Origin of the sequence: Ancrocorticia sp. (assembly GCF_052089425.1) — a bacterium.
Lineage (GTDB): Bacteria > Actinomycetota > Actinomycetes > Actinomycetales > Actinomycetaceae > Ancrocorticia.
This window is the reverse complement of the sequence record NZ_JBQCZW010000012.1, coordinates 13246-39763: the sequence shown is the minus strand read 5'-3', so window position 1 is coordinate 39763 and position 26518 is coordinate 13246. Positions and strand designations below refer to the sequence as shown.

At 60.7% G+C, this 26518-nt stretch carries 25 protein-coding genes and 1 pseudogene; all 26 read right to left on the bottom strand.

Annotated elements, in window-relative coordinates; all coding sequences use genetic code 11:
• Window positions 1-59: 59 nt before the first annotated feature.
• A complete protein-coding gene (gene ppk2, locus ACTHV6_RS05750) occupies window positions 60-932 on the bottom strand; it encodes a polyphosphate kinase 2 (RefSeq protein ID WP_441386348.1) in 873 nt (290 codons plus the stop codon).
• Between the two features lie 60 nt (window positions 933-992).
• Entirely contained in the window at window positions 993-2210 is a 1218-nt protein-coding gene (locus ACTHV6_RS05745) for an MFS transporter (protein ID WP_441386325.1), read from the bottom strand.
• Between the two features lie 106 nt (window positions 2211-2316).
• Window positions 2317-2976, bottom strand: a complete 660-nt coding sequence (rpe, locus tag ACTHV6_RS05740; RefSeq protein ID WP_441386324.1) for a ribulose-phosphate 3-epimerase — start codon at window positions 2974-2976, stop codon at window positions 2317-2319.
• The gene (locus ACTHV6_RS05735) at window positions 2973-4385 is read right to left on the bottom strand and encodes a transcription antitermination factor NusB (RefSeq protein WP_441386323.1); all 1413 of its coding nucleotides are present in this window, start codon (window positions 4383-4385) and stop codon (window positions 2973-2975) included. Before ACTHV6_RS05735 ends, rpe begins: the two co-directional genes overlap by 4 nt.
• Window positions 4385-5296 carry a methionyl-tRNA formyltransferase gene (locus ACTHV6_RS05730; protein ID WP_441386322.1) on the bottom strand — a complete coding sequence of 304 codons (912 nt, stop codon included), beginning with the start codon at window positions 5294-5296 and terminating at the stop codon, window positions 4385-4387. The genes ACTHV6_RS05735 and ACTHV6_RS05730 overlap by 1 nt, the downstream gene beginning before the upstream one ends.
• Before the next feature lie 9 nt (window positions 5297-5305).
• Window positions 5306-7384, bottom strand: a complete 2079-nt coding sequence (locus ACTHV6_RS05725) for a primosomal protein N' (RefSeq protein ID WP_441386321.1) — start codon at window positions 7382-7384, stop codon at window positions 5306-5308.
• A 28-nt stretch (window positions 7385-7412) separates the two neighbouring features.
• The gene (locus tag ACTHV6_RS05720; RefSeq protein WP_441386320.1) at window positions 7413-8252 is read right to left on the bottom strand and encodes a hypothetical protein; all 840 of its coding nucleotides are present in this window, start codon (window positions 8250-8252) and stop codon (window positions 7413-7415) included.
• Entirely contained in the window at window positions 8249-8944 is a 696-nt protein-coding gene (locus ACTHV6_RS05715) for an ABC transporter ATP-binding protein (protein WP_441386319.1), read from the bottom strand. Before ACTHV6_RS05715 ends, ACTHV6_RS05720 begins: the two co-directional genes overlap by 4 nt.
• Window positions 8944-9321, bottom strand: coding sequence for a GntR family transcriptional regulator (locus ACTHV6_RS05710; protein WP_441386318.1), 378 nt, complete (start codon window positions 9319-9321; stop codon window positions 8944-8946). Before ACTHV6_RS05710 ends, ACTHV6_RS05715 begins: the two co-directional genes overlap by 1 nt.
• A 99-nt stretch (window positions 9322-9420) precedes the next feature.
• Window positions 9421-10614 (bottom strand): methionine adenosyltransferase, encoded by a 1194-nt coding sequence (metK, locus tag ACTHV6_RS05705; protein WP_441386317.1) that lies wholly within the window; start codon window positions 10612-10614, stop codon window positions 9421-9423.
• The gene (coaBC, locus tag ACTHV6_RS05700) at window positions 10611-11822 is read right to left on the bottom strand and encodes a bifunctional phosphopantothenoylcysteine decarboxylase/phosphopantothenate--cysteine ligase CoaBC (RefSeq protein WP_441386316.1); all 1212 of its coding nucleotides are present in this window, start codon (window positions 11820-11822) and stop codon (window positions 10611-10613) included. Before coaBC ends, metK begins: the two co-directional genes overlap by 4 nt.
• Window positions 11819-12088: a DNA-directed RNA polymerase subunit omega gene (gene rpoZ, locus ACTHV6_RS05695; protein ID WP_441386315.1), complete on the bottom strand. Its 270-nt coding sequence runs from the start codon at window positions 12086-12088 to the stop codon at window positions 11819-11821. The genes coaBC and rpoZ overlap by 4 nt, the downstream gene beginning before the upstream one ends.
• 35 nt (window positions 12089-12123) lie before the next feature.
• A complete protein-coding gene (gmk, locus tag ACTHV6_RS05690) occupies window positions 12124-12687 on the bottom strand; it encodes a guanylate kinase (protein WP_441386314.1) in 564 nt (187 codons plus the stop codon).
• 23 nt (window positions 12688-12710) lie between these two features.
• Entirely contained in the window at window positions 12711-13526 is an 816-nt protein-coding gene (pyrF, locus tag ACTHV6_RS05685; protein ID WP_441386313.1) for an orotidine-5'-phosphate decarboxylase, read from the bottom strand.
• Window positions 13523-16813, bottom strand: a complete 3291-nt coding sequence (carB, locus tag ACTHV6_RS05680) for a carbamoyl-phosphate synthase large subunit (protein ID WP_441386312.1) — start codon at window positions 16811-16813, stop codon at window positions 13523-13525. Before carB ends, pyrF begins: the two co-directional genes overlap by 4 nt.
• Window positions 16813-17967: a glutamine-hydrolyzing carbamoyl-phosphate synthase small subunit gene (carA, locus tag ACTHV6_RS05675; protein ID WP_441386311.1), complete on the bottom strand. Its 1155-nt coding sequence runs from the start codon at window positions 17965-17967 to the stop codon at window positions 16813-16815. The genes carB and carA overlap by 1 nt, the downstream gene beginning before the upstream one ends.
• Window positions 17964-19262 (bottom strand): dihydroorotase, encoded by a 1299-nt coding sequence (locus tag ACTHV6_RS05670; protein WP_441386310.1) that lies wholly within the window; start codon window positions 19260-19262, stop codon window positions 17964-17966. The genes carA and ACTHV6_RS05670 overlap by 4 nt, the downstream gene beginning before the upstream one ends.
• A complete protein-coding gene (locus ACTHV6_RS05665) occupies window positions 19259-20212 on the bottom strand; it encodes an aspartate carbamoyltransferase catalytic subunit (protein ID WP_441386309.1) in 954 nt (317 codons plus the stop codon). Before ACTHV6_RS05665 ends, ACTHV6_RS05670 begins: the two co-directional genes overlap by 4 nt.
• A 1-nt stretch (window position 20213) precedes the next feature.
• Window positions 20214-20753, bottom strand: a pseudogene (gene pyrR, locus ACTHV6_RS05660) (bifunctional pyr operon transcriptional regulator/uracil phosphoribosyltransferase PyrR); the annotation flags it as partial.
• A gap of 32 nt (window positions 20754-20785) precedes the next feature.
• On the bottom strand, window positions 20786-21211 hold the full coding sequence (locus tag ACTHV6_RS05655; protein ID WP_441386308.1) for a transcription antitermination protein NusB: 426 nt from the start codon (window positions 21209-21211) through the stop codon (window positions 20786-20788).
• Window positions 21212-21775, bottom strand: a complete 564-nt coding sequence (gene efp, locus ACTHV6_RS05650; RefSeq protein WP_441386307.1) for an elongation factor P — start codon at window positions 21773-21775, stop codon at window positions 21212-21214.
• Between the two features lie 73 nt (window positions 21776-21848).
• Complete coding sequence (locus ACTHV6_RS05645; protein ID WP_441386306.1) at window positions 21849-22379, bottom strand: shikimate kinase; 531 nt, start codon at window positions 22377-22379, stop codon at window positions 21849-21851.
• Window positions 22376-22879, bottom strand: coding sequence for a shikimate kinase (locus tag ACTHV6_RS05640; RefSeq protein ID WP_441386305.1), 504 nt, complete (start codon window positions 22877-22879; stop codon window positions 22376-22378). The genes ACTHV6_RS05645 and ACTHV6_RS05640 overlap by 4 nt, the downstream gene beginning before the upstream one ends.
• Complete coding sequence (gene aroC, locus ACTHV6_RS05635; protein WP_441386304.1) at window positions 22876-24087, bottom strand: chorismate synthase; 1212 nt, start codon at window positions 24085-24087, stop codon at window positions 22876-22878. The genes ACTHV6_RS05640 and aroC overlap by 4 nt, the downstream gene beginning before the upstream one ends.
• Window positions 24088-24103: 16 nt before the next feature.
• Complete coding sequence (locus ACTHV6_RS05630; RefSeq protein WP_441386303.1) at window positions 24104-25816, bottom strand: glycerol-3-phosphate dehydrogenase/oxidase; 1713 nt, start codon at window positions 25814-25816, stop codon at window positions 24104-24106.
• Between the two features lie 130 nt (window positions 25817-25946).
• Window positions 25947-26477: a prepilin peptidase gene (locus tag ACTHV6_RS05625; protein ID WP_441386302.1), complete on the bottom strand. Its 531-nt coding sequence runs from the start codon at window positions 26475-26477 to the stop codon at window positions 25947-25949.
• Window positions 26478-26518: the final 41 nt, after the last annotated feature.

The following is a 26518-nucleotide window of genomic DNA, read 5'->3' as shown; positions in this document are numbered from 1 at the left end:
CAGTTATGCAAGTGATTCAATAATTATGCACACACATAAACGGGCGAGAAACCATGTGTTCACTCAGTGGACGCCGCTTCTTCCACGTCATCTGGAGTCTTCCCGAATCCCTCGTCCTCGCGATCCACATACTTTTCGGTGATCGCCTCTGCGCTGATGCTCCCGGCGTAATCGGGGACTTCATGCTGAAGGGTGCGGGACGTGCGCTGGTAACCGGTGGATTTTGGACGCTTGGGGAACGTGAGCTCCGGTGGTGCGATGTGCTCATAGGGAATCTGAGAGAGGAAGTGATGGATCATGTTGATACGCGCCTTGCGCTTATCCTCGGATTCCACCACGTGCCACGGAGCCTCTGTGATGTCCGTGTGGACGAACATTTCGTCCTTCGCGCGTGAATAATCCTCCCACCGAGTGATGGACTCCAGATCGGTTGGAGAAAGCTTCCAACGCCGCATCGGGTCCGTCATACGCGACTTGAATCGCTTCAGCTGCTCCTTATCGGATACCGAGAACCAGTACTTGAGCAGAATGACCCCGTCCTCCACGAGCATCCGCTCGAAGATGGGCGCCTGAGCCAGGAAACGCCGATGTTCCTCCGGAGTGCAGTAACCCATCACGCGCTCAACTCCCCCGCGGTTGTACCACGAGCGGTCAAACAGCCGAATTTCGCCAGCGGCCGGAAGGTGTTCAACGTAGCGCTGGAAGTACCATTGAGTCTTCTGCCGCTCGGTTGGTGTGGGAAGCGCGACCACGCGGGCGATACGGGGGTTGAGGTATTCGGTGATTCGCTTGATTGCGCCACCCTTGCCGGCAGCATCGCGGCCCTCGAAGATCACCACAACACGGGCACCGGTTGCCTTCACCCACTCCTGCATTGCCACCAGTTCAGTCTGGAGGCGCTGAAGTTCCGCTTCGTAGAGATCCTTGTTCATTTTCGGGGTCTTCTTCTTTTTCGCCATAGACCCTAGAGTAATGGAACCTTGTGATGTTCACTACAGGAATTTTGACGACGACGACGTTCTTTCCCGCCGCACATTGCCCGCAACGCGCAGAGCAACGCCGATGGCGATGATGATAAGGCCAGCACCACCAGCGAAAAGATACGAGTGGCCGGCGCCGGTGGCCGCAAGGCCTCCGCCAACGCTAGATCCCACAGAAACGCCGATCGTAATGGCCGATTGCATGGAGGTCATCGCCACCCCTGTGCCGCCACTTGGTGCCAGCTTCTCCGTCACGGAGAACGCCGTCACCATGGTGGGACCAACGAATAGGCCCGTGATCAGCAGCCCCGCTGCTGTGAGGATGAGGGAGCCGGAGGCCGCCGTCGTCGTCACAATAAAAACCATCATGCCCAGCCCGCCAACAAGCACACGCGTGGAGGTGCGAACCGATTCTGGGATGGCCACGGCCATCAGGGCCATCACGGCAGATCCGATACCCATGACGGCGTACACGAGCCCAGCCACGGAGGGTGAACCCAGTTCGAGGGCACGTTCCGTGGTGGCCGTCTGGACGGAACCGAAGAACGCACCAATGCACATCATGATGCCGATGGCTGGAGCCACGGCCGCCAGAATGCTGACAATGGAGGGGCGGGTTGTGTGTGCTTCCATCGGATCAAGGCGCGTAGGCGCCGTCAGTGCGAACGGGATACCGGCAACGATCACGAGGGCAGCGGCCACAATGAGTGGGGCCACGGGAATCGCTGCGGAGGCGGCAACGCCCACCAGTGCCGGGCCCAACACAAACACGAGTTCATCTACCGTGGATTCGTAGGAAAGCGCGGCGCTCAGCTGGCGATTGTTGCCCACCATGGCCACCCACCGTGCGCGCGTGAAGGACCCGATCGGAAGTGATGTTCCCCCGGCCAACAGGCAGGCGAGCCACAGAAGCGTACCCTCGGTACCCGTGGCGCTCGTGTACACCAGTAGAAGGAGGGACAGTGCGTTGATCGGCGTCAGCAGGGACAGCACGAAGCGTTGACCCGCGTGATCGGCCCAGCGCCCAATGAGCGGTGAGGCGACGGCCAGTGCGATGGACGTGAACGCGGTAGCAAGGCCACCGGTGGCTACGCTTCCCGTTGACGCTGTCACGGCCGTCATCGTACCAAGCGGGATCATGGCGTAGGGTGCGCGTGCAGCCACCGCCAGCGCCATGGCGGATCCGCTGGAAATCTGTGGAAGAACTTTGTATTGCGCTAGGGCGCTCATTAGCTTACTGCTCCGAAATGGACTCCCCGCAAGGGTTCCTCATGGAAGCATGTGGGGCACCACTTATTGTACTGGCACGCGAGAGCAGCGCTTGTGTGAGCTTGAGCTACATGTGTGCGCTGGCGAGGCGGCGAAGCTCGGTGATTTCGGCGTAGGCATCCTCAGCCTTGAACACGGCCGAACCGGCCACGAAGTTGTTGGCGCCAGCCGCCGCTGCGCGCTCGATGGTTTCCCGGGACACTCCCCCGTCCACCTGGATCCACACGTCCAACCCGGCATCTTCAATCGCCTTGCGGGTGCGGGTGATCTTCGGCAGCGTCAGATCCAAGAACGACTGGCCGCCGAATCCTGGCTCCACGGTCATGACGAGGATCTGATCGAATTCACCCAACAGATCGATGTAGGGCTCAATCGGCGTTCCCGGGCGTAGCGCTAGGCTGGCGCGCACCTTCATGGCACGCAGTTCGCGGGCCAGCTTCACCGGAGCCATGGCGGCCTCGGCGTGGAACGTGACGGATGCAAAGCCCATTTCCGCGTATACCGGAGCCCAGCGATCAGGCTGCTCAATCATGAGGTGAGCATCGCATGGGACCGACGATGCCTTGATCGCGGCCTCCGCGATGGGAGCGCCGAGAGCCAGATTGGGGACAAAATGATTGTCCATGATGTCAATATGGGCGTAATCGGCGCTCGAGATCTTATCCATCTCATCGGCGAGGTGGGTGAAATCGCAATTGAGGATTGAAGGAGAAATCAGTGCGGTCATGACGCCATCTTACTCAACATCGCGATGAACATCGCATCACTTTGGTCCGTATCGGGCCACAGTTGGATCATGGCGTCGTGGCTTTCGACGCGGCGCAGGGCCACGTCACTGGCAACGGGTGCCGGATCACGCAGTGCGGCCTGAGGTGTTTGCGCCAAGAATTTCTCAATGACGGCGCGGGTTTCGGTGAGCACTGGAGTACACGTGGAGTAGACGAGAACGCCGCCGGGACGCAGTGCAGCGAAGGCGGAGGTGAGCAGTGCGAGCTGGAGCGTGGCTAGTTCAGCGGGGTCCTCTGGGCGCTTCGTCCACCGCGATTCGGGGCGGCGGCGCAGCGATCCCAATCCGCTACACGGGGCGTCCACGAGGATACGATCGTAGCTTTCAGGTTCTTCTGCCCCGATCGATTCGCCGGAGCCGAGCCTGAGATCCACAATGTCCGCGAAGGGATCCACGGCGCTGGCCACAAGATCTAGGCGGTGCTCGTGAGGTTCGTTGGCGTGAATGCGGACGTCCCGCTCCACCGCGTATGAGGCGAGCGTGGCCGTTTTCCCTCCAGGACCAGCACACATGTCCAGCCACAGGCGATCTGGGCCCTCAATAGGGGCTTCGGCAAGGATGGCGGCGATGAGCTGCGAGCCCTCATCCTGGACGCCCGCCGCGCCAGTTTGCACCATCCGGAGGTGGTGTGGATCCCCAGAATCTAGGAGAAGCGCCTCTGGCATGAGGGCAGGCTGGCTGAAGGGCAGGCCCTCCGATATCACGGCGCGGCGAAGCTGGCGCTTCGTGACGTCGCGGGCCACGAGCGCCACCTTGGGCGGAGTGTTGTTGGCCTCAAGAACAGTTTGGACATCTGTGGCCTTCCGGCCATTGCGTTCCAGAGACTGCTCGAATTCCTCCACAATCCAGCGTGGATGAGAGTTCCACGTGGCAAGGAATGCAGCTTCGGAGGCAGAGCTGGCGCGGATAATCTCTTCCCAGCGATCCGCCTTCTCATCAACGCGGCGTAGCACGGCGTTCACGAAGCCGCCACGGTTCTGGCTGAGTTCGTTGCGCGTGAGGGTGACCATCTCGTAGAGCGCCGCGTGCGCGGGAGTGTCGAGCGCCAGAAGTTGATGCGTGCCGAGCCGTAGGATGTCCAGAATCTCAGGATCTACATCTTCTAGCTTGCGGCCCTGCGTGCAGCGGGAGATGATCGCGTCCCACCGGCCCTCAAGGCGAAGGGTCCCATAGGTCAGGTTCGTGGCGAAGGCAGCATCGCGTCCGCTCAGATGAGAGCGACGCAGGAGCTGTGGCAGCGCGAGGTTCGCGTAGGCCCCATCCTCATGAACGGCGCGTAGCACATCGTAGGCTACAAGCCGCGCCGGATCTGATTGATCGCGCCGCGGGCGCCACCCTGAGTTGTCCATTAAGCCTTCTCTCCAAATCGTGTTCCCTCTGCGAGCCGCGCTCCGCGCAACCAATCTGCGGCGGGCATCGCCCGCTTGCCTGCCGGGGCAACGGCACCCAGCGCCACGGCGTGGCTTCCCGTTCCCACTAAACCGTCGCGAATCTGCCCCGGGGCCAAATCCGCTATTTCGGGGGCAAGAGTGACGGGTCCAAGCTTAACGCGTGCGCCCTCAAGCACCGTCCATGGGCCGGGATCTGGAGTGTGGGCGCGGATCTGGCGATCAATCGCCACCGCCGGATGGGTCCAATCCACCTGCGCGTCACGTGGGTGAATCATCGGGGCGTATGTTGATGCCCCGCTCTGGGGTTGCGGGGTTGCATCGCCGGCTTCCACCAGCGCGAACGTTCGCGATAGTAGCTCCGCACCGGAGGTAGATAGCCGGGCGAGGAGCTCTCCGGACGTATCGCCTGGGCGGATCTCCTCGGTGAGAGTGCCGTACACGGGGCCGGTATCCAGTCCCTCCTCGATGCGGAAGGTGGAGGCGCCGGTTATCTCATCGCCGTGCCAGAGTGAATATTGGACGGGGGCAGCTCCGCGCCACGCCGGAAGCAGGGAGAAGTGAAGGTTAATCCACTCGATGTCCAACAGGGGCTTTGGGATGATGAGCCCGTAGGCCACAACAGCTACTGCTTCTACCGCCGCATCGCGGATGTTCGCCTGAACCTCCGCATCCTTGAGAGTCCGCGGCGTCATCACGGGCAGGCCGAGGGCTTCGGCGGCATCGTGCACCGCGGATTGGACGAGCTTATGCTTGCGGCCCGCGGGTGCCGGGGCGCGTGTGAGCACGGCGGCAACATCGTGCCCGTCTGCCACGAGCCGGCGCAGGGAGGGCACGGCTGTTTCTGGTGTACCAGCAAAGAGAATTCTCACCTTGCTAGTTTACATACTTGGATCGGCCTCTATTTTGAGAGGTTTGCCAACCGCCGAGGCAGAATAGGAACGATACGTTCTTCGCAGTGCGTCCGCGAGGTGTGCTGCTTCGTCAAGGCCAGTTCGGACGTACACGGTGATTTCTCCCTCGCGGGGACCCGGTATAGGGCCGAGCACATCGATTCCGGGCACCAGCGGGTGAACACCCGTGGCTAACAGATCAGTATCCTTGCGCTCCTCGGCGGTGCGCTCTCCTAAGCCGATTCTGGCAAGGGCGAGGTAGCGCCGGATGTCCCGCGGCATGCCGGTGATGCCGAACCAGCGGGACGTGGGCGGCAGGTGGAGATCTTCGCGTTCCTTGAGGAGCTCGTGCCCGTAGCGTCCCAATTGCCACGTCTTCAGGGCGGTGACGATTTCCGGATCCGCTCCGCCAGCGATCATGACGTGACCGCCCTGCCGGACCCGGACGATGGCACGCGCGCAGCGCCGGATGAACTGCGTTTCTGCGCCTAGGCCATTGCCCATCAGGTAGCGAGCGTCCAGTATAAGTGCGGCCGCGTATCCGCCGCGCGCTGCCGGTTCCGCACCGGGTGTTGCGATGATGAGGCGCGGTTTGCCGCTCACCGCTTGAGAGATGCCGTCCGCCGCCCCGGAGAGGATGATGCCCGTACCCGGGAAGGCCTTGCCCAGCTCCTCAGCCGTGCGGTGGGAGCCGATGCGCGCGGCCCGCAGCCGCGTGCCGGAACATTCGTGACACACCCAACCGGCCGGAGCCGCACCACACCTCCCGCACCGCGGGGTGTCTCCCCCGCGTCCAATGGCAAGCGGCCCTCCGCATTGCTGGCAGGTAGCCAAAGAGTTGCACTGAGCGCATGCGATGATCGGCATGTAGCCAGCCCGCGGCACAAGAATGAGGACGGGCCCGCGGGTCAAGCCGTCGCGTACAACGCGGAATGCCGCTTCGGGCAGGCGCGCCCAGTGGGCGTGTTCGTGATCCCATTGATCAGGCGTACTCACGTGCGGAACCTGAGCCCGGCTGCCTTCGAGTAGCGCGGCGAAGCCGGATTCCACCCAGCCTGCCGATTCCTCGCTCACATACGGGGAGTAGATGAGCAAAGCCGCATGGTCAGCGCGTGAACGCAGCGCGAGGACATCGCGAACGTGGACGTAGGGGGAACGCGGTTCGCGCAGCGTATCGGCCACATCGTCCACGAGAATGCACAGCCCCAGATCGGGAAGGGGTGCCCACATAGCCCCGCGCGTGCCCACAACGATCGAGCAGCGGCCGTGAAGAATCTCCAAGAAGGTCCGATACCGTTCGGAGTTCTGAGCCTCGCCCAGATATAGAGCGACCGGAGCGCCGGTGAGCTCACCGAGGCGTTCGGCCAGCCGATGGGCCTCGCGAGTAGTTGGCGCCACGATCAGCGCCGATCGTCCTGAGGTGATCGCGGCGCGGCAGGCCGTTGCCAACGCGCGGATGCTGCCAGCCTTTCCTGGGAGCGCAGCGCACACTGCCCGAGGATCGCCGCCTGCCGCAATACGCTCGATAAAGGCGGGACCACCCCGATAGTGCTCCCACAAGCCAGAACCGATCGGGCCGGAAGTGGTTCCCTTGGCGGGTTCTTGATCTCCGGCCTCTACGAATTCCTTCTCGGCACGCGCATGGCGCGGTGGGATCGCCAACCTGAGGACATCTGCAACCGATGCTGCCTGACGCGCCGCCACATCGTGGCACAGCTGGTACATCGCCTCCGACAAGACCGGAAGCGGCGAAACCACCCGGCGTAGCGGCCTCAACTGCGCACCGGCACCGGCAACCGAATCGCGTGCAACGATGAAGCCTGGAACCTGCCTCGCACCAACGTCCACCATCACTCGCGTACCAACGCGTGCCGTCTCGTCCAGCTTTGCTGGTATCAAGTAATCAAAGACGCGGTCCATATGGGGCTGGGGCACTTCTAGGTGGACGTGAGCCACGGGATCGCTCACTTCGCCAACAACACTCCGTGTGGAAACTCCGGCATCGAGCAAGGAACCCTGTTCGCCGTAGTCCGGCAGGGCACCCAATCCCGGTAGTTCATCGTGCATACTTCTATTTCACCACGATGCTCCCACACTATCGCAGTGACGTTCGCCGTTCGATGGACCGGATACCCCACCAGACAATCCACACTGTCAGCACGGCCACGCTGAAAAGCATCCCGAGGCCCAGAATCTCCGGCATGGAATCCGCACTCGATGCTGGCGTGCTCATGAGTTCGGACACTTCCGGCCACATCCCCTCAGCCACGAACGTTCCAGCTTGAGGGCCCTGCATACGTAATCCGAGCGGCACGAACATCATGGCAATCAGTGAGCTCACTTGATAGGTCAGGTAGAGCACGATTGCCCCGATCACGGGAGCACCGATACCCAAACGGTTGAATCGCGCCTGCGCGCTGATCGACATCATGGCTGGCACTGTCAGGAGAAGGCACAGAACCTGTACACCAACCAGTAGGACAAGCGCTCCCACAGCGTTCCCGTATGTGCCCGTCACGTTCTCCCAGATCTGACCAATTGTTGTCCCGAGACTCGAGCGTCCGCCAATGTCCGCGGCGAGCGATGTCACGAATAGGCCAGCGGCAGCAGCGAGTGTGCCAGCTAGAGTAACGGTGATTGCATAGCACGTTTTCGCCCAATAGATGGCCCTGCCTCGCATAGGCAGCGTCATGGTGAAGTACCCACGTCGCCCATACATTGTTTGCCAGTAGTTGTAGACGAGGTAGCCCATCAGCACGGGGACAAGAAGGATGAAACACGCCAGAGCAATGAGATTGCCGGCCAGATCCACAAATGGAATCGGGATCGCAACAGGGACTAGCGCAATCACACCAACCACAAAGAACCATGCGGTAATGGACAGCAGCGCCCGGCGGGTCGTAAGAAACTCATGGTGAAAAAGAGTGGCGATCATGCTGCATACACCTTCCTGAAGATCGCATCCAGTCCTGCCCCGTACTGATCACGGAGGTCATCAGCCCCGCCCTGCACGATCACACGGCCATTCCGTAGGAATACGGCTGTGTCCACGATGGATTCGACGTCGCGAATGAGATGAGTGGAAATGACCATGAGGCCGTCGGGCTGGAAGTTCTCGAGGATTCCGTTCAAGATGACAGAGCGAGATGCCGGATCAACTCCCGATATCGGTTCATCCAGCAGGTAGATGGACGCGTGACGTGACATGGCAAGAGCGATCTGAACCTTCTCCCGCATGCCTTTAGACATTTCTTTCAATGTGAGATCTGAGGGAAGGCCGAAGAATTCGAGCATCGTCTGCGCCTTCGCCGCGTCAAAATCGGAAAAGAACCGTTGATATTCCGCGAGTGCCTGTGCGCTCGTATCGCCGTTCCTGAGAAAGGACGCGTCAGGCAAGAAGGAGACAGCCGCTTTCGATTCGGGCCCGGGCCGATGCCCGGCAATGCTCACCTCGCCGCTCCAGTCCGCGAGCACGCCCGCGAGGATCTTCAGGAGCGTGGTTTTTCCTGAGCCATTATCTCCCATGAGGCCCACGATCTGGCCTGCTTGCAATTCGAGGCTCAGATCGTCAAGGGCTGTCCTGCCCCGGTACTTCTTCGTCAGATGACGGACGTCTATCACAGTCATTATTCGTCCTCTCCCCGCGTGGGGGCCTCCCACCGCGATCGCAACATGGAGATTGCCTCATCGCGGTCCATTCCAATTCCGGCCAGTGCCACCACAAACCGATCGATAGTTTCTTGCGCCACTGTGGCGCGGGCTGTATGAATAACCGTTTCGTCCTCCGTCACAAATCGTCCCGACGTTCGCATCGGAACGGTCAGGCCCAGCCGGTCCGTTTCGCTCAAGGCTCGTTGAACAGTGTTCGGATTAACGCCGAGCTCTGTGGCCAATTCGCGCACGCTCGGAGTTTTGGCTCCTTGCTGCCACGTGCCAGCAACAACGCGGCGCTGAAACTCGTCAACTAGCTGCAGCCATATTGGCCTCGACTCATCAATGTCCATGCGCACTCCAACTGTATTACTCGATTAATACAGTAACACACTGTCGTGGGCAAGAAAAATGGCCGAGCCACTCAGGCCCGGCCATCATCCAATGTGGGGCTACAACGCCCGCAACAGCTCATCAATCTTATCGGTACGTTCCCAGGTGAACTCGGGAAGCTCGCGCCCGAAGTGCCCATAGGCCGCCGTTTGCGCATAGATGGGACGCAACAGATCCAGCTGATCAATGATGGCGGCTGGGCGCAGATCAAACACCTTGTTCACGGCGTTCTGAATGGAATCGATGGGTGCAGTTTCGGTGCCAAAGGTCTCCACACGCACCGATACAGGATGAGCTCGCCCAATGGCGTAGGCAACCTGAATCTCGCAGCGCGCCGCAAGCCCCGCGGCCACAACGTTCTTCGCCACCCAGCGTGCAGCATATGCGGCAGAGCGATCCACCTTGGACGGATCCTTTCCGGAGAAAGCGCCGCCGCCGTGACGAGCCATGCCGCCATACGTATCCACGATGATCTTGCGGCCGGTCAACCCGGCGTCTCCCATGGGGCCTCCCACAACGAACTTGCCGGAGGGGTTGACGATGAGCTGCGTGGAGCTGATGTCAAGATCTAAGCCCTCTGCTTCGAGTACTGGCTCCACCACGTGCTCGCCGAGAGCCCGCTGAAGCCAGCCGCCTTCCACATCCGGATCGTGCTGCGTGGAGATGACGATGGTATCGATACCTACTGGCTTGTCATCTTCGTAGGTGATCGTCACCTGAGTCTTGCCATCGGGGCGAAGGCCGGGAACTACCTCGTGCTTGCGCACCGTTGCCAAGCGCTCAGCTAGGCGATGGGACAGTTGAATCGGAACGGGCATCAGGGCGCGCGTTTCATTGCTCGCATATCCGAACATGAGCCCCTGATCGCCAGCGCCTTGAGAATCGTAGCGATCGGTCGCAGCTTGTTCGCGAGCCTCCAGCGATCGGTCAACGCCTCCGGCAATATCCGGGGACTGCTGCCCAATCGAAAGCGTGACGCCGCAGGACGCCCCGTCGAAACCTACATCGGACGAGGTGTACCCGATCTCCCGAATGGTTTCACGAACCAGATGTGGGATCTCCACGTAGGCATCGGTGGTTACTTCGCCAGCCACATGAATGAGCCCCGTGGTGGCCATTGTTTCGACAGCCACCCGGGCTGCCGGATCCTCGGCAATCATGGCATCGAGTATCGTGTCTGAAATCCGATCGCACACCTTGTCAGGGTGCCCCTCTGTCACTGACTCGGACGTGAAAGGCTGCCGGTAGGTCACATGTTCTCCTGCAATTGTTGAATCGTATCGAATACAAGGCTGGCCATGTCCGCTTTGGATCCCTGTCCACTGCCATGGACCGTCCCGCCTGCATCGATAATAGTGATAGCCGTATCCACATTTCCAAAGCCACGCGCCGTGCCCACCTCATTGACCACCATGAGATCGGCGCCTTTGCGGGCCGCTTTCGCACGCCCGTATTCGAGCACGCTGCTCTGTCCGTCCCCAGTTTCGGCCGCGAATCCGATCACCATCTGGCCTGCGTGTGAGCGATGATGGGCTAGATCGAACAAAATATCCGGGTTTTCCACCAGGTCCAGCGAGCGAGTGGCTGTGCCATCCTTCTTTTGCTTACTCGATGATTCGTGCTCCGGGCGGAAATCTGCCACAGCAGCGGCCATGATCACGATATCTGCACGTTCGGCGGCCTGACGCATCCCATCGTGGAGATCGCGGGCAGAAACAACCGGCTGAACGCTCACGCCACGCGCATCCTTCAACACGTTGGAATCAACGTTGGCCGCAACGATGGTGACCTCGCCTCCACGCCGATGCGCCTCGCGCGCCAGAGCAACCCCGAAACGGCCGGACGAATTGTTTCCAATGAACCGCACGGGATCGATGGATTCGTGGGTGCCACCGGCCGAAATCGCAATGCGTTTGCCCGCCAGAGAGGTATCCCCGCCCAGCTCGCATAACACTGCTTCACACAGTTCTTCCGGTTCGGGTAAACGCCCAATACCGGCATCGGCACCGGTCAGCCGTCCAGAAGCTGGCTCGATGATCTGGAATCCCCTGTCCGCCAGCACGGCGGCATTTTCTTGAGTCGCGGGATTGAGCCACATCTCGGTGTGCATGGCCGGGGCCAGCATGACGGGGCATCGCACCGCCAAGATGGTGGAGGTTAAAAGATTATCCGCGAGCCCAGCACGCAGCTTCGCGAGGGTATTCGCGGTGGCAGGGGCCACGATGATGAGATCGGCCTCGTGGCCCAGCCGGACGTGTGTCACATTCGCGGCATCGTCCGTGGTCTCGGTGTACACGGGGTTGCCGCTGAGTGCCTCCCATGTTGTCCGGCCAACCATGGTGAGCGCAGCGGCCGTGGAGATCACATGGACGTCAATGCCCGATTTGCGAAGCAGCCGGACGAGAATGCAGGCCTTATAGGCTGCAATCCCCCCGGTTACTCCAACAACTACTCGGCTCACTCTTCGCCGTTGCGCCACTCGAGCTTCTCTTCGGCAATCTCCCGCAGAGCGATGGAGAGCGGCTTATCCTCAGGGCCCGCCTCAACGAGCGGTCCGAAGTGAGTGATATTGCCATCGGCCCGTGTCATTTCCTGACGGTAGGAATTGATCTGGCGGGCGCGCTGGGATCCATAAACGGCGAGGGCATACTTCGAATCGATGCTCTTGAGCAGGTCATCGATTGGCGGGTTAGTAATGCCTTCGGGGTTCGGAACAGTTCCAAACATGTGTTACCTCTTCATTCGGCGTGCAAGCCTATAGTCTACTTGTCTAGTCCCATGATGTGGAGCAGCTCATCCGTGGCGCCGGACACTGAATTGTTGACCACGGTGGCGTCAAATTCGCTTTCAGCCGCCATCTCCACGCGAGCAGTCTCGATCCGGCGCGCAATCTGCTCCTCGGATTCGGTACCTCGTCCCCGAAGCCGGTGCACGAGTTCCTCCCACGAGGGCGGCTTGAGGAATACCTGAAACACATCTGGCATGGATTGCCGGATTTGGCGCGCGCCGTCCAGATCCAACTCGAGGATGGCGATGTGCCCGGCGGCCACAGCCTCCTCAACGGGTCCGCGAGGAGTTCCGTAGCGATGCTTGCCGTGCACCACCGCCCACTCGAGCATCTGATCAGCTGCCACGAGCTCATCAAACTGCTGATCGCTCACGAAATGGTAGTGAACGCCATCGATTTCTCCCGGCCTAGCCGGGCGCGTGGTAGCCGAAACGGATATCCAACACTCAGGATCGCGTGCGCGCAGTTCGTGCAATACGGTGCCCTTCCCAACTCCTGAAGGGCCAGCGAGGAGAAACACATGATGAGACTGTTCCATGGGCATATCCTACTCCAGCGGCACTACAGTGAATCGACGATGGCCGCTAATCCCCCGCGCAATCCGGCAGCATCCGGCCCTCGCCCGAGGATGGAACGTGAGGCAGATGCAAGCACGCGCGCATCCCCAAATACCTCGCGAACTTCCTTGCCCCCGGCTCCCTGCGCGCCCACACCAGGCGCGAGGAAGATGCCGCGGAAGCTCGCCAAATCGATGCCTAGCTCGCGTGCCGCATCCCCGATGGTGGCACCCACCACAAGCCCGAACGGACCAACGGTTCCGGGTGCCGCCGCTTCGTTCCACGCACTGACAGCCTGCGCCACTTTCCCAGCAACACTCGCGCCAGATCCCCCAACATGCTGAATGTCGGCACCTTCGGGATTGGAGGTCAGGCCAAGAACGAACAGCCCCTGATCGCCTGCAAGAGCGCGCCTCGCCGTCGTCAAAAGGGAACCCGGCCCCAAATAGGGCGAAACCGTGATGGCATCGGCGCGAAGCGGCCCAGACAAGTAGGCGTCAGCATACCCGTCCATCGTGGAACCGATATCCCCGCGCTTCACGTCCAAAATGGTGGGCACACCCGATTGGCGGCAGTGCTCCATCACATCCTCTAACGCACCAACACCGGCGGCCGCGTGCCGCTCGAAGAAGGCGGACTGCGGCTTGAAGGCCGCCGCTCTCTCCCACAAGGCATCCACGGTGCGCAGCCCAAACTCACGCACACCGGCTGCGCTATCGGGAAGCCCCCACGCATCTAACAGCCCAGCATGCGGATCAATCCCCACGGCAACGGGGCCCAGATCGTCCATTCGATCCGCTAGGCGTTCTCCGAAGTTCACTTCGCCTCCATCCAATCCTGCAGGCTCTTGACCGCAAACTCTCCACGCCGGGAGGCCGCAATGGCCTGAACGGCCGCGGCGAACTCCTTGACGGTGGTGATGATCGGCTTGTCAGCTGCCGTTGAGGCCGCGCGAATGGCGTAGCCGTCCTTACGAGATTCGCGTGTTCCGGGTGTGTTGAGCACCATATCGATCGCCCCCGAGTTGATGAGGTCCACGATGGTGGGCTCGCCATTCGGCCCGATCCCTTCGGATTCCTTGCGAACCGTGGTGGCGGGGATACCGTAACGGGTCAGCACCGAGGCCGTTCCCGCCGTGGCAAAAATCTCGAAGCCGTGCTCCACCAGGTACAGAATCGGATGGATGGCAGCCCCCTTGTCCACATCGGACAGCGAAACGAAGATGTTTCCGTCTTCCGGCAGCCCACCGTAGGCGCCCTTCTGGGCCTTCGCGAAGGCCACGGGGAAGGTGGAGTCAAATCCCATCACCTCACCAGTTGACCGCATCTCGGGACCCAGAATGGTATCCACGACGGCGCCTGTCTTGGTTTGGAACCGCTTGAAGGGGAGAACTACTTCCTTAACGGCGATCGGGGCACGCAGGTCTAAAACCGTGGCATCACGTGCTGGCAACAGCCCAGAATCGCGCAGCTCGGCTATAGACTTTCCAGCCATGACCCACGAAGCGGCCCTCGCCAACTGCACTCCCGTGGCCTTGGAAACAAACGGCACGGTGCGCGAAGCGCGAGGATTAGCCTCGATCACGTAGAGAACATCGTTCATCAACCCGAACTGGATGTTGATGAGCCCACGCACGCCCACGCCAGCCGCGATCGCTTCCGTGGCCTGCCTGATCCGCTCCATGACAGATTGGGACAGGGTGATTGGAGGAAGCACACAGGCGGAATCGCCCGAATGAATACCACATTCCTCGATGTGCTCCATGACGCCGCCAAGGAATAGCTCCTGACCGTCATACAGCCCGTCCACATCAATCTCAGTGGCCGCGTCAAGGAACCGGTCCACAAGCAACGGGGCTCGCCGCCGTGAAGCATCCACACGGGAATCTTCGTGGCGCGCCAGATACTCGCGCAACTGGCCTTCCGCATACACGATTTCCATGCCGCGCCCGCCCAGCACGTAGGAGGGGCGCACCAGCACGGGATATCCCACCCGATTGGCGATTTCGATGGTCTGCTCATCGGTTGTGGCTGTGCCATAGGCTGGGGCATCCAGCCCGGCACTAGCAAGCACTCCCCCGAACAGCGAACGGTCCTCGGCGGCATCGATCGCCTCGGGTTGCGTACCGATGATGGGTACGCCGGCGCTCTGCAGATCCTTGGCTAGCGAGAGGGGCGTTTGCCCGCCCAGCTGTACGATCATTCCGGCCACAGGACCGGCCGCCTTTTCCGCCTCGTATACCTCCAGTACGTCCTCGAGCGTCAGCGGCTCGAAGTACAGGCGATCGGAGATGTCATAGTCCGTGGAAACCGTTTCCGGGTTGCAGTTCACCATGACGGTTTCATAGGCCTCGGAGAGGGTTTGGCTCGCGTGAACACACGAGTAATCGAATTCGATTCCCTGTCCGATACGGTTCGGGCCCGATCCCAGAATGATCACGGCTTCACGCTGCCGGGGAGCCACCTCACTCTGTTCGTCGTAGCTCGAGTAGTGATATGGCGTGTTCGCGGCAAATTCGCCCGCACACGTATCCACGGTCTTGAAGACGGGGTGGATGCCGTATGATCGCCGGATCTCCCGAACCGTTTCTTCGCTCAACCCGCGGATCTGAGCGATTTGGGCATCAGAGAACCCGTACCGCTTGGCGTACGCCAACACATCGGAGGCAAGCGTTGGGCTATCGCCAACTTCCTCGGCCACCTCGTTGATGAGGCATATCTGATCAAGGAACCACGGATCGATCTTCGTGGAATTGAACAGGTCCTCCAGAGTCGCGCCAGAATAGAGCGCCTGCTGAACCTTGACCAGCCGTCCCTCCGTGGGGGTGGCCGCCTCCTCCACCAGTTTGGCCAGATCCGCGCCTTCGCTCTTGCCCGCCCACGTAAACACGGAGCCAGACTTATCGATCGAGCGCATCGCCTTTTGAAGGGCCTCGGCAAAGTTTCGCCCGATCGCCATCGCCTCACCCACGGATTTCATGGTGGTGGTCAGCACAGGATCGGCCGAGGGGAACTTCTCGAAGGCGAACCGCGGAACCTTGACTACCACGTAATCGAGCGTGGGTTCAAAGGAGGCCGGAGTGGAGCGGGTAATGTCGTTGGGAATTTCGTCCAGCGTGTATCCCAGTGCGAGGCGCGCGGCCAGTTTCGCGATCGGGAACCCCGTGGCCTTGGAGGCCAGTGCGGAGGAACGGGACACGCGCGGGTTCATTTCGATCACGATGATTCGCCCAGTAGCCGGGTCCACCGCAAATTGGATATTACATCCGCCGGTATCCACGCCCACTTCCCGGATGATCGCGATTCCGATATCCCTGAGCTTCTGGTACTCACGGTCCGTGAGTGTGAGCGCTGGAGCAACGGTGATGGAATCACCGGTATGCACGCCCACCGGATCTACGTTTTCGATAGAACAGACGACGACGACGTTATCCGCTTGATCTCGCATGATCTCAAGCTCATACTCTTTCCATCCGAGAATCGATTCTTCAAGAAGAACTTCGGTGGTGGCAGAGTAGTGAAGGCCCTGGCCCGCGATGCGGTCCAAATCTGCGGGGCCGTAAGCGAAACCAGATCCGAGCCCGCCCATTGTGAAGGAAGGGCGAACCACGAGGGGGTAGCCGAGCTCCTCGGCCGCCTCGTGGCATTCAGCGAGCGTGTTGCAGATGATGGAGCGGGCAGATTCCGCCCCGCACTTATCCACGACCTTCTTGAATTCGTCGCGATCCTCGCCCTTCGTGATGGCTTCGGCGCGGGCGCCGATCAGTTCAACACCGTAGCGGTCCAACACGCCGGACTCATCAAGCGCCATCGCCGTATTCAGGGCGGTTTGGCCACCGAGCGTTGGCAAGAGTGCATCGGGGTGCTCTTTGGCGATCACGCGTTCCACCACGTCAGGAGTGATGGGTTCGATATAGGTGGCGTCGGCCATCTCCGGATCGGTCATAATCGTGGCGGGATTTGAGTTCACCAGAATAACTCGAAGGCCCTCTTCGCGAAGGATCTTGCAGGCCTGAGTTCCCGAGTAATCGAACTCGCAGGCCTGACCAATGACGATCGGCCCTGAACCGATCACCAGTACGGAGGAAATATCTTGACGGCGTGGCATCAGTTGGCCTCCATAAGGTTGATGAATCGGTCAAAGAGGTAGTCCGCATCGTGTGGTCCGGCTGCGGCCTCCGGGTGATACTGGACGGAGAAGGCAGGGATATCGAGGCAGTTCAGCCCCTCCACCACGCCGTCATTGAGGCCTACGTGGGACACGTCCACGCGTCCATACTTTCCGTCCTCGAACGGTGCAGTGGATGTGTGATCCGTGGGAGCATCCACGGCGAAGCCGTGGTTATGCGCCGTGATCTCCACCTTGCCGGTGGCCCGGTCAAGGACCGGTTGGTTGACTCCCCTGTGCCCGTATTCAAGCTTGTACGTGCCGTAACCAAGCGCTCTGCCCAGCAACTGGTTTCCGAAGCAGATTCCGAAGAATGGGTAACCTGCGTCCAGAACTTCGCGCAGAAGATCCACCTCTGCTGTTGATGCTTCGGGATCTCCCGGACCATTGGAGAAGAACACGCCGTCCGGCGCGAATGCCTTGATCTGGGAGATGGTGACAGATTGCGGGACAACAATCACGCGCGCTCCGCGCTGGGCGAGCCGCGCTGGGGTGCGGGCCTTGATGCCCAGATCCACAGCCACCACGGTGGCCACGGGTTGCCCATCGGGTTCCACCGTGTAGGCCTCGGGCGTGGTGACCTCGCTGGCTAGATTGGCGCCGGCCATGGACGGCTCGGCCTTAACAAGGTCCACGAGCACCTCAATGGCGGCTGGATTCTTCTCTGCCGCACCGGCGGGCAGTGCGCCGCCGGAGAAGATGCCAGCGCGCATCACCCCGCGATCACGTAGGTGGAGTGTGAGCGCGCGGGTATCAATATCGCAAATACCCACAACGTTCTGCTGCTCCAGTTCCTCATCTAAGGTGCCGGTGGCGCGCCAGTTGGAGGCGCGGCGTGCCGGGTCACGCACAACGATCCCAGAGGCCCAGATGCGAGAGGATTCTGGATCCTCCGCATTCACTCCGGTGTTGCCAATATGCGGTGCCGTCATGACGATGATCTGGCGGTGATAGGAGGGATCCGTGAATGTTTCCTGATAGCCGGTCATACCGGTGGAAAAGACGATCTCGCCTAGCGTGCGCCCGCGAGCCCCGTAGGCGTGCCCGCTGAACACCGTGCCATCTTCGAGCACAACAAGTGCTGGTTCTCTCACAGGTTCTCCTTAAGCTTGCCTGCCCACACTGTTGGAACTCCGCGCAAGAAGGTGTATCGGACCTCGCCCGAGATCTCGCGTCCCTCCCACGGGGTATTGCGCGCTGCCGAATGCTGCGCGCTCCCGTAGATCGTGCGCGTGGCATGGGGATCAAAAAGGCAGATATTGGCTGGCTCGCCCGGTTCGATTGGGCGGCCCTGCCCGGGATTCTGGCAGATCGTGGCGGGCTCGTAGCTCATGAGCCTCGCCACGTCCTCCCAAGAGCACAGCCCGGTATCCACCAACGATTCCTTGACGATGGACAGCGCAGTCTCCAACCCGATCATGCCGTTGGCACCGGCGTTCCACTCCACATCCTTTTCTTCGATGGCGTGCGGGGCGTGATCGGTGCCAATAACATCGATCGTGCCGTCGGCAACGCCCTCGCGTAGGGCGGCAACATCATCTTGCGTCCGCAGCGGCGGGTTCACTTTAAAGCGTGGATCGTAGGAACGCGCCTCGGTGTGATCAAGGCTCAAATGGTGGGGCGTTGCCTCTGCCGTGACGGGATACCCCCGCTTCTTCGCCCACCGCACCAGATCAACCGATCCGCGAGTGGACAGATGAAGAATGTGGACCCGCGAACCCACGTGCGCGGCGAGAAGGCAATCGCGAGCAACGATCGCCTCTTCTGCCACCGCTGGCCAGCCAGCCAGCCCGAGTTCTGCGGACACCTCTCCTTCATGCATCTGCGCGCCCTTGGTCAGGCCCGGATCCTGAGCGTGTTGAGCAACTACTCCATTGAAAGATTTGACGTATTCAAGCGCACGGCGCATGAGCACTGGATCAGATACGCACTTACCGTCGTCGGAAAAATATCGAACCTGCGCCCCAGATTCGGCCATCGGACCAAGCGCGGCCAACTTCTTTCCTTCTAATCCAGCCGTCACGGCGCCTACCGGGCGAACATCCGCGTAGCCTGCGACCCTGCCAAATTCTAAGACTTGCTCCACCACGGCCCGGTTGTCCTGCACCGGGTTGGTGTTGGGCATGGCATTGATGCAGGTGTAACCACCGGCGGCGGCCGCACGGCTTCCCGTCAGAACCGTTTCCTGATCCTCGCGTCCCGGCTCACGCAAGTGGGTGTGGGGGTCCACGAGACCCGGGAGGGCGATGAGCCCATCGGCCTCGATCTCCGTGGCCTCGCCATCAATCTGGAGGTTCGGGCCCACCTGCGCGATCAGTCCGTCGGCGATGCAAATATCAACCGGGCCGTTACCAAGAAGGTCTGCGTGACGAATAATGTAGGTGCTCATGCCGAAATCTCCTCACCGTGTGCCAACAAGAGGTAGAGCGCAGCCATCCTGACGGATACGCCGTTGGTGACCTGTTCGGTCACAACCGATTGGACGGAATCAGCGGCTCCCGCCGTAATTTCCAAGCCTCGGTTCATCGGGCCAGGGTGCATGACCAGCGCTTGGCTGCCAGCCGCGCCAAGGCGGGCCTCATCGAGCCCATAGTTGTACTGGTACTCGCGTGGTGAGGGGAAGAACCCACCTGAGCCCATGCGCTCATGCTGGACACGGAGCATCATCACCACGTCAGGGTGAGTAGCCAAAGCTTCGTCAAAGGAATAGGACACCTCGCACGGCCAGTTCTCCATGTTCACCGGCAACAATGTGGCCGGAGCAACCAAGGTAACCTGGGCTCCGAGCTTGTGCAGGAGGTGAACATCCGAGCGGGCAACGCGTGAGTGGAGGACATCCCCCACGATCAGCACGCGTAGGCCTGCCAGATCCTTACCTTTGGACTCATCGAAGAAGTGGCGGCGCATCGTAAAAGCATCCAAGAATGCCTGAGTGGGATGAGCGTGCATGCCATCACCAGCGTTGATGATCGGCACATCCACCCAACCTGCGTTCGCCAAGCGCTGGGGAGCGCCGGAGGCATGGTGGCGCACAATGAGCGCCTCAGCGCCCATGGCCACAATGGTTTGAGCGGTGTCCTTGAGCGATTCGCCCTTGGACACGGATGATCCCTTCGCGGAGAAGGAGATGCAATCCATGGACAGGCGATCGGCCGCCGTTTCAAAGGACAGTCGCGTGCGCGTGGAATCCTCGAAGAACATCGTGGAGACCGTGTGTCCGCGCAGCACAGGCAGTGTCTTGATCGTTCGTGCTTGGGTTGCCGCCACCGCTTCCGTGGTGTCCAGCAGGTTCAATGCTTCGTCGAGTGAAAGGGATTCAGTGTCGAGTAGGTGTTTCATATCAGTCCTCCTCGATCCGAACACCATCGTGATCATCGGTTTCAGAGAGGGTGACCATCACGCGTTCGCTGCGTGAGGTGGGAAGATTCTTTCCCACATAGTCCGCCCGAATGGGCAGTTCGCGGTGTCCGCGATCTACAAGAACGGCCAGCTGTACCGCTTCGGGGCGGCCGATATCGGAGAGGGCCATGAGCCCCGCGCGGATCGTACGTCCTGAGAACAGGACATCGTCTACGAGCACAACGATTTTGCCGTCAATGGTTCCGGGGATTTGGGTGGGACCCAGTGTCCGGGTGGGTTGGGATCGCAGATCATCGCGATACATCGTGATGTCGAGGGTGCCGAGTGGAACATTCACCCCCACATCGGCCAGTGCATCACGCAACCGGTGAGCTAGGGGCACTCCCCTTGTGGGGATGCCGAGGAGCAGAAGATTCTCTGCTCCGTGGTTGCGCTCGATGATCTCATGCGCGATGCGCCGGAGCGATCGGGAGATATCATCTGAATCCAATATTTGTGCCACGAGGGCCTCCTTTCCCGCCTCACTGGACGGGTGTTAAAGGACAGGATTATTCAGTTTTGTGTTTCGCGTTCGCGGATATCCGCTACCTTATTGAGAACGCCCATGACGAAACCGACGGATCGATCCGTGGAGAGTTCTCTGGCGATATCCGCCCACTCCGTGACCACTGCCGCACGCTTGGTGAGCAGAACGGAGAGCTCCGCAGCCCCGAGCCGGAGGATCGAGCGATCAACCGTGTTCATACGGTCGAGCGCCCAGTCCTCACTCGCGGCCTCAATCAAGGTATCAACATTCAGCATGTCACCCGCATAGGCGCGCACAATCTGAGAGCCGAAATCCCCAATCGGAACTTGCGCCGTTGAGACGAGTTGGCGCTCTTCGAGGAGTTCGATGAGGAGATCCGCCGAAAGGAGATCCTTCTCATCGGCCTCGAAAAGCACATCCAGTGCTCGGCGCCGCTGTGTTGTTCGTGCCATTTACTCAGTTACTCGCGAAATGTATTCGCCAGTGCGGGTATCCACCTTGACCTTGTCATCCTGATTGATGAACAGCGGAACCTGCGCTTCGTAACCCGTTTGCAGTGTTGCTGGCTTGCTTCCAGCCGAGGAACGGTCACCCTGCAGGCCCGGCTCCGTGTATGTGACCGTCAGAACAACCGACGGGGGAAGCTCAACGAACAAGACCTGACCATCGTTCGAGGCCACGATAACTTCTTGGTTCTCCAAGAGGAAGTTGGCTGCATCGCCAACCAGTTCTGGGGAAACCGGGATCTGATCGTAATCAGCCATATCCATGAAGATGTAATCAGTGCCGTCGTTGTATAGGTACTGCATGTCGCGGCGGTCCACAGTTGCCGTTTCCACCTTGACGCCAGCGTTCAGGGTCCGATCCACTGACTTGCCGGTGCGCACATTCTTCATCTTCGTGCGGACAAAGGCGGGACCCTTGCCCGGCTTGACGTGCTGGAACTCAACAATGCTCCAGAGTTGACCTTCGATACGAAGGACCATGCCATTCTTCAGCTCGTTAGTGGTAGCCACACGAATTCCCATCTCATCAGTTTTGTACCGTGTCTAGAATACCGCGTCCTAGCCGGCGTTCGGGACAACGCCGTTATGAAACGCGTCCTACCACGTCAAGCGCCACCTCGCCGGCATTGCGATCCGATGTATCGATGGTGAGGTCCGAGGCGGCCTCGTACAGCGGTGAGCGCGTGGAAAGCTGAGTAAAGAAAATACGGCGAGGGGAGGCCACCGCGGCAAGGCGCGGGCCGTCCAGCCCGTTACGGTGTGAGAGCACCTTCAGCGATGCGGTCAGGTGAACAACGTGGGCGCCGCCCTCTCGTAGTGTGGCCAACCGCGCCCGAACATCCGCGAACTGTGAGTCCTCCCGCGAATTACCCAAACAACCCGAGCCAAGCGCGAGAATCCTGTGCGCTCCCGGTTCCAGATCGCCAAGAGCTGCCAGTGCCACCTCGTGCTCAATGGCCCTCATGTTCTCTTCGGTATACGAATCGATACCCTCCGGTGTAGCGAGACTATCGATGAGCCCCTGTGTATCGCCGTATTCCCAGCCCGTGCGGGCCGATAGCTCCGCGGCCACTTCCGGAGCCAACGCCCCCGGTGGCCCCACAAGGATAATCACGCAAGTTCCTCCAACACTTTTCGCACCACACCCACAACGGGCAGATCATTCGAGGTTACTCTGAATCGGGCCACTTCACGGTACAGGGGCTCGCGCACGAGACCTAGTTCCGCGAGCTGAGCCTCGGGATCATCAGCCACGAGAGGGCGAACCGTGTGCGATTTCACCACGCGCCGCAGGAGCTCGGCGGGCTCAACCTCGATGAAGAACACGGGGTGGTCCTTCAGAGCAGTCCTCGTCGATTCGCTGAGAACCGCTCCCCCTCCTAAGGAAAGAACACCGTGATAGTCCTCAAGCGCCTGTTGAATCACACGCGCCTCGATCTCCCGAAATCCAGATTCTCCACTCTCCTCGAAAATCTGTGGGATGGTCCGGCCATCCTGCTCGATGATTAAGGCGTCAGAATCTCGAAACTCTATCCCGAGTTCCGCGGCAACCAGCCTGCCAACCGTGGACTTGCCCGAACCGGGCATTCCCACGAAAACGGCCCGCACGCTCATCGGCGAACCTCGGGGATCGATTCAATGTAGGAAGCTAAAGCAGCCTGAATCTGAGCGATGGAATCTCCGCCGAATTTGTCCGTCAAGGCATTCGCTACCACAAGGGAGGCCATAGCTTCGGCAACAACCGCTCCAGGAACCACCGCGGTGGTATCGCTGCGCTGGTGAAGGGCCGTGGCCGCTTCGCCGGTGAGTGTATCGATCGTCTGCAAGGCCCGAGGCACGGTTGAAATCGGCTTAAATGCCACTCGAATCCTGATCGGTTCACCGTTGGACATGCCACCTTCGATGCCGCCGGCGCGATTGGTGACGCGATGGGTATGCCCGGATTCGCGGACGATCTCATCGTGCGCGGCGCTTCCTGGGCGTCTGGCACTGTCAAACCCGTCGCCAATCTCCACGCCCTTGACTGACTGGATGGACATCATGGCGGCGGCCAGTTGGGCGTCTAGGCGCCCCAGTGGTGTCGCGTACGTGCCCAAACCCACCGGAACGTCATAGAGAACTACCTCGATAATCCCGCCCAGCGTATCTCCGGCCTTCTTGGCACTATCAACGGCGGCCATCATCGCTTGTTCACTGGCCGCATCAACGCACCGAACTGGCGAAGCGTCCAACGCATCCGCATCGGCAGGGGTTGGCACGTAGCCCGAAGCATCCTCAGCGGAACCGAGCGAGAGCACGTGTGACACTACGGTGATACCGGCGCCGTCGCGGTTAATGGCACCCGCCAAAGCTCCCAGCGCAACCCGGGCCGCGGTTTCGCGCGCGGATGCCCGTTCGAGGACCGGACGCGCATCGTCAAACCCGTACTTGTTCATGCCTGTCAGGTCCGCATGGCCAGGCCGCGGTGTGGTGAGTGGGCGGTTGCGTGCAACCTCGCGCTCATCGCCCGTGCCTGCGTCAATGAGAAGGGAGTCCTTCTCCACCGGATCTGGGGACATGACGGTTTCCCACTTCGGCCACTCGGAGTTTCCGATCTGGAACGTCACCGGCGAACCGATCGATTCCCCGTGCCGAAATCCGGAGAGCACAGTCAGCTCATCTTGCTCCCACTTTTGGCGCGCACCCCGCCCGTAACCTGCCCGGCGGCGGGCCAAGGCGGCGCGCACCTCATCACTCGTGAGGTGCACGCCGGCAGGCACGCCCTCCATCAAGGCAATCAGGGCTCGCCCGTGGGATTCTCCAGCTGTACTCCAACGCAACATAGCCCTGATTGTATAGTTAACCGATGATGTCAGGTGCCGCTGTACGCGCAGCAGACGCCGCCGCGTCCGTATCCTCGGCCTCGGCCGCCAGCTCGGCCGCGATGCGCTCGCGGTAGTTCGCCTTTTCCGATTCCTTCTTCTCTTCGCTCCAGCCAAGAGCTGCCGCAGCAATATCGGCAATCTCATCAACCGCTGCACCGCCGCGATCACGGGCCTCGGAGTTCAGGCGAACGCGCGCCACGAAGATGTCCTCTAGATGCAGGGCACCCTCGACGGTGCATGCGCGGTGGACCTCTGCCCGCAAGAACTGAGGAGCAGCCTCCAAAGGCTTGCCAAGCTCTGGATCGGCATCAATGTCCGCCAGCAGGTCGGTGATCTCACTTCCATAGCGCGAAAGCAGGTGCTTCATACGGTCCGCATCGAACCCATACGTCGCGCCCAATCGGGCGGACTGGTTGAGCGTAGCGTTGTATCCTGCCGCACCATCCAGCGGGAGGCTACTGGTGACGGACGGGTTGCGCTTCGCCTCGTCCTCGCCAAGCGCGAAGTCCACGGCGTCCTCTGCCATAACGCGATAGGTGGTCAGCTTGCCACCGGCAATGGCTACCATTCCTGGAATCACCTCGGTGACCGTGTGCTCGCGGGACACCTTCGTTGATTTGGATTCGTCCAACACTTTCGGCTGAAGCAACGGGCGCAGGCCAGCATAGGTGCCGATAATATCCTCACGTGTCAGCGGCTTATCCAGAATCTTGTTGGCTTGCTCGAGAATGTAGTCAATGTCTTCTGACGTAGGCACTGGATGCTTGAGCTGTTCGTGCCATGCCGTATCAGTTGTCCCGATAACCCAATAGTGCTGCCACGGGATAATGAACAGCACGGACTTTTCGGTGCGTAAGAAGATTCCCGTCTTCGCAGTGAAGCGCTCGCGTGGAATAACGATGTGGACGCCCTTGCTGGCCAGAACCTTCAGGCCACCAGTGCCGCCCGCCAGATCCTGCGTCTTTTCGGTCCAAATTCCGGTGGCGTTAATGACGTGCTTAGCGTGAACGGTTACTTCCTCGCCGGATTCAAGATCTGTGGCCACGGCCCCAGTTGCCCGGCCGGTCGAATCCTTGAGGAACTCGTGAACGCGGGTGCGGCTGGCGGCCTGCGCACCGTAGGACAGGGCCGTGCGGATCAGCGTAATCACTAGCCGGGCATCGTCCACGCGTGCATCGTAGAACTCGATGGCACCCGTCAGTGCCGATTCTTTGATCTCTGGGAAGCGCTTCAGTGCGCCCTTTTTCGTGTGATGATGCTGGAGTGGGACGGTCTTATGACCACCAGCGCCGGCAACAGCCAACGCATCGTACATGCCAACGCCCACGGCGGAGTAGGCGCGCTCGATCACCGGGGTTTTGAGAGGCCAAAGGAATGGTTGGGCTTCAACCAGATGGGGCGCGATCGTGGTGAGCAGATTGCCGCGTTCGTGCAACGCTTCGGCCACCAGCTTGAAATCGAGGTTATACAGGTAGCGAAGTCCGCCGTGGACCAGCCGTGAGGACCGAGAAGAAGTTCCCGATGCCCAATCCTGCGCTTCGATAACAGCAGTACGTAGCCCGCGCGAGGCCGCGTCTAGTGCGATGCCGGCGCCAGTGACGCCGCCACCAACCACCAGAACATCGAATTCGCCATCTTGCATTGCGCGAAGAGATGACGCGCGTTGTTCTTGAGACAGAGCAGACATTGTGGAGTTCCTTGCCTGACACACCTTCGCCGTACAGTCTCCTGCACGAGCACCCCACGGATGTTGCCCACTAGTCTATCGAGTTTCGCGAAACGGTACACCCGTGTGAACACCCGTGCGTCCCCACAATCTAGAGTGCGATGAATGTGCAGAATCCGCCCGCCACCAGCCACGGGCCCAGCGCAATCGCCGTCTGTGCACCTGCACGCCGGGTCATCATCAGCAACAGCGCATAGATACCGGCGCCAAGGATCGCCACTGCCACCGCACCAACAACAGCGGGTCCGAGCCACAGGCCAAGTACCCCCAGAAGCTTCGCATCGCCGCGTCCCAGCGAGCTGATGTAACTCAGTAGCTGGCCAACCACTAGCCCGCCGCCCGCGGCAAGGAATGTGGAGACGCCCAGCGTGGAATCCGCGATGCCAGCCAGAAGAGCGCACGCCCCCGCCGTGAGCAACAGAGGGTCAGGAAGCAGGTGGCGCACCGAATCCACGTAGGCAGCAACCACCAGAGGAATGAATACGAGGGCCGAGCCACGCAACGTCCCCGATATAACAAAGGAAAGCACGAGTAGGACGGTGCCCCACGCAGCGCCCATCGCCAATGCCACGCCGGGATCAACCGCCCGGCGCAGAACCCGCTCTCTCCCCCAAAACTCCATGCACGAAGGCTAAGCCAGTGGCCAACCATGCCGCAGAAGTT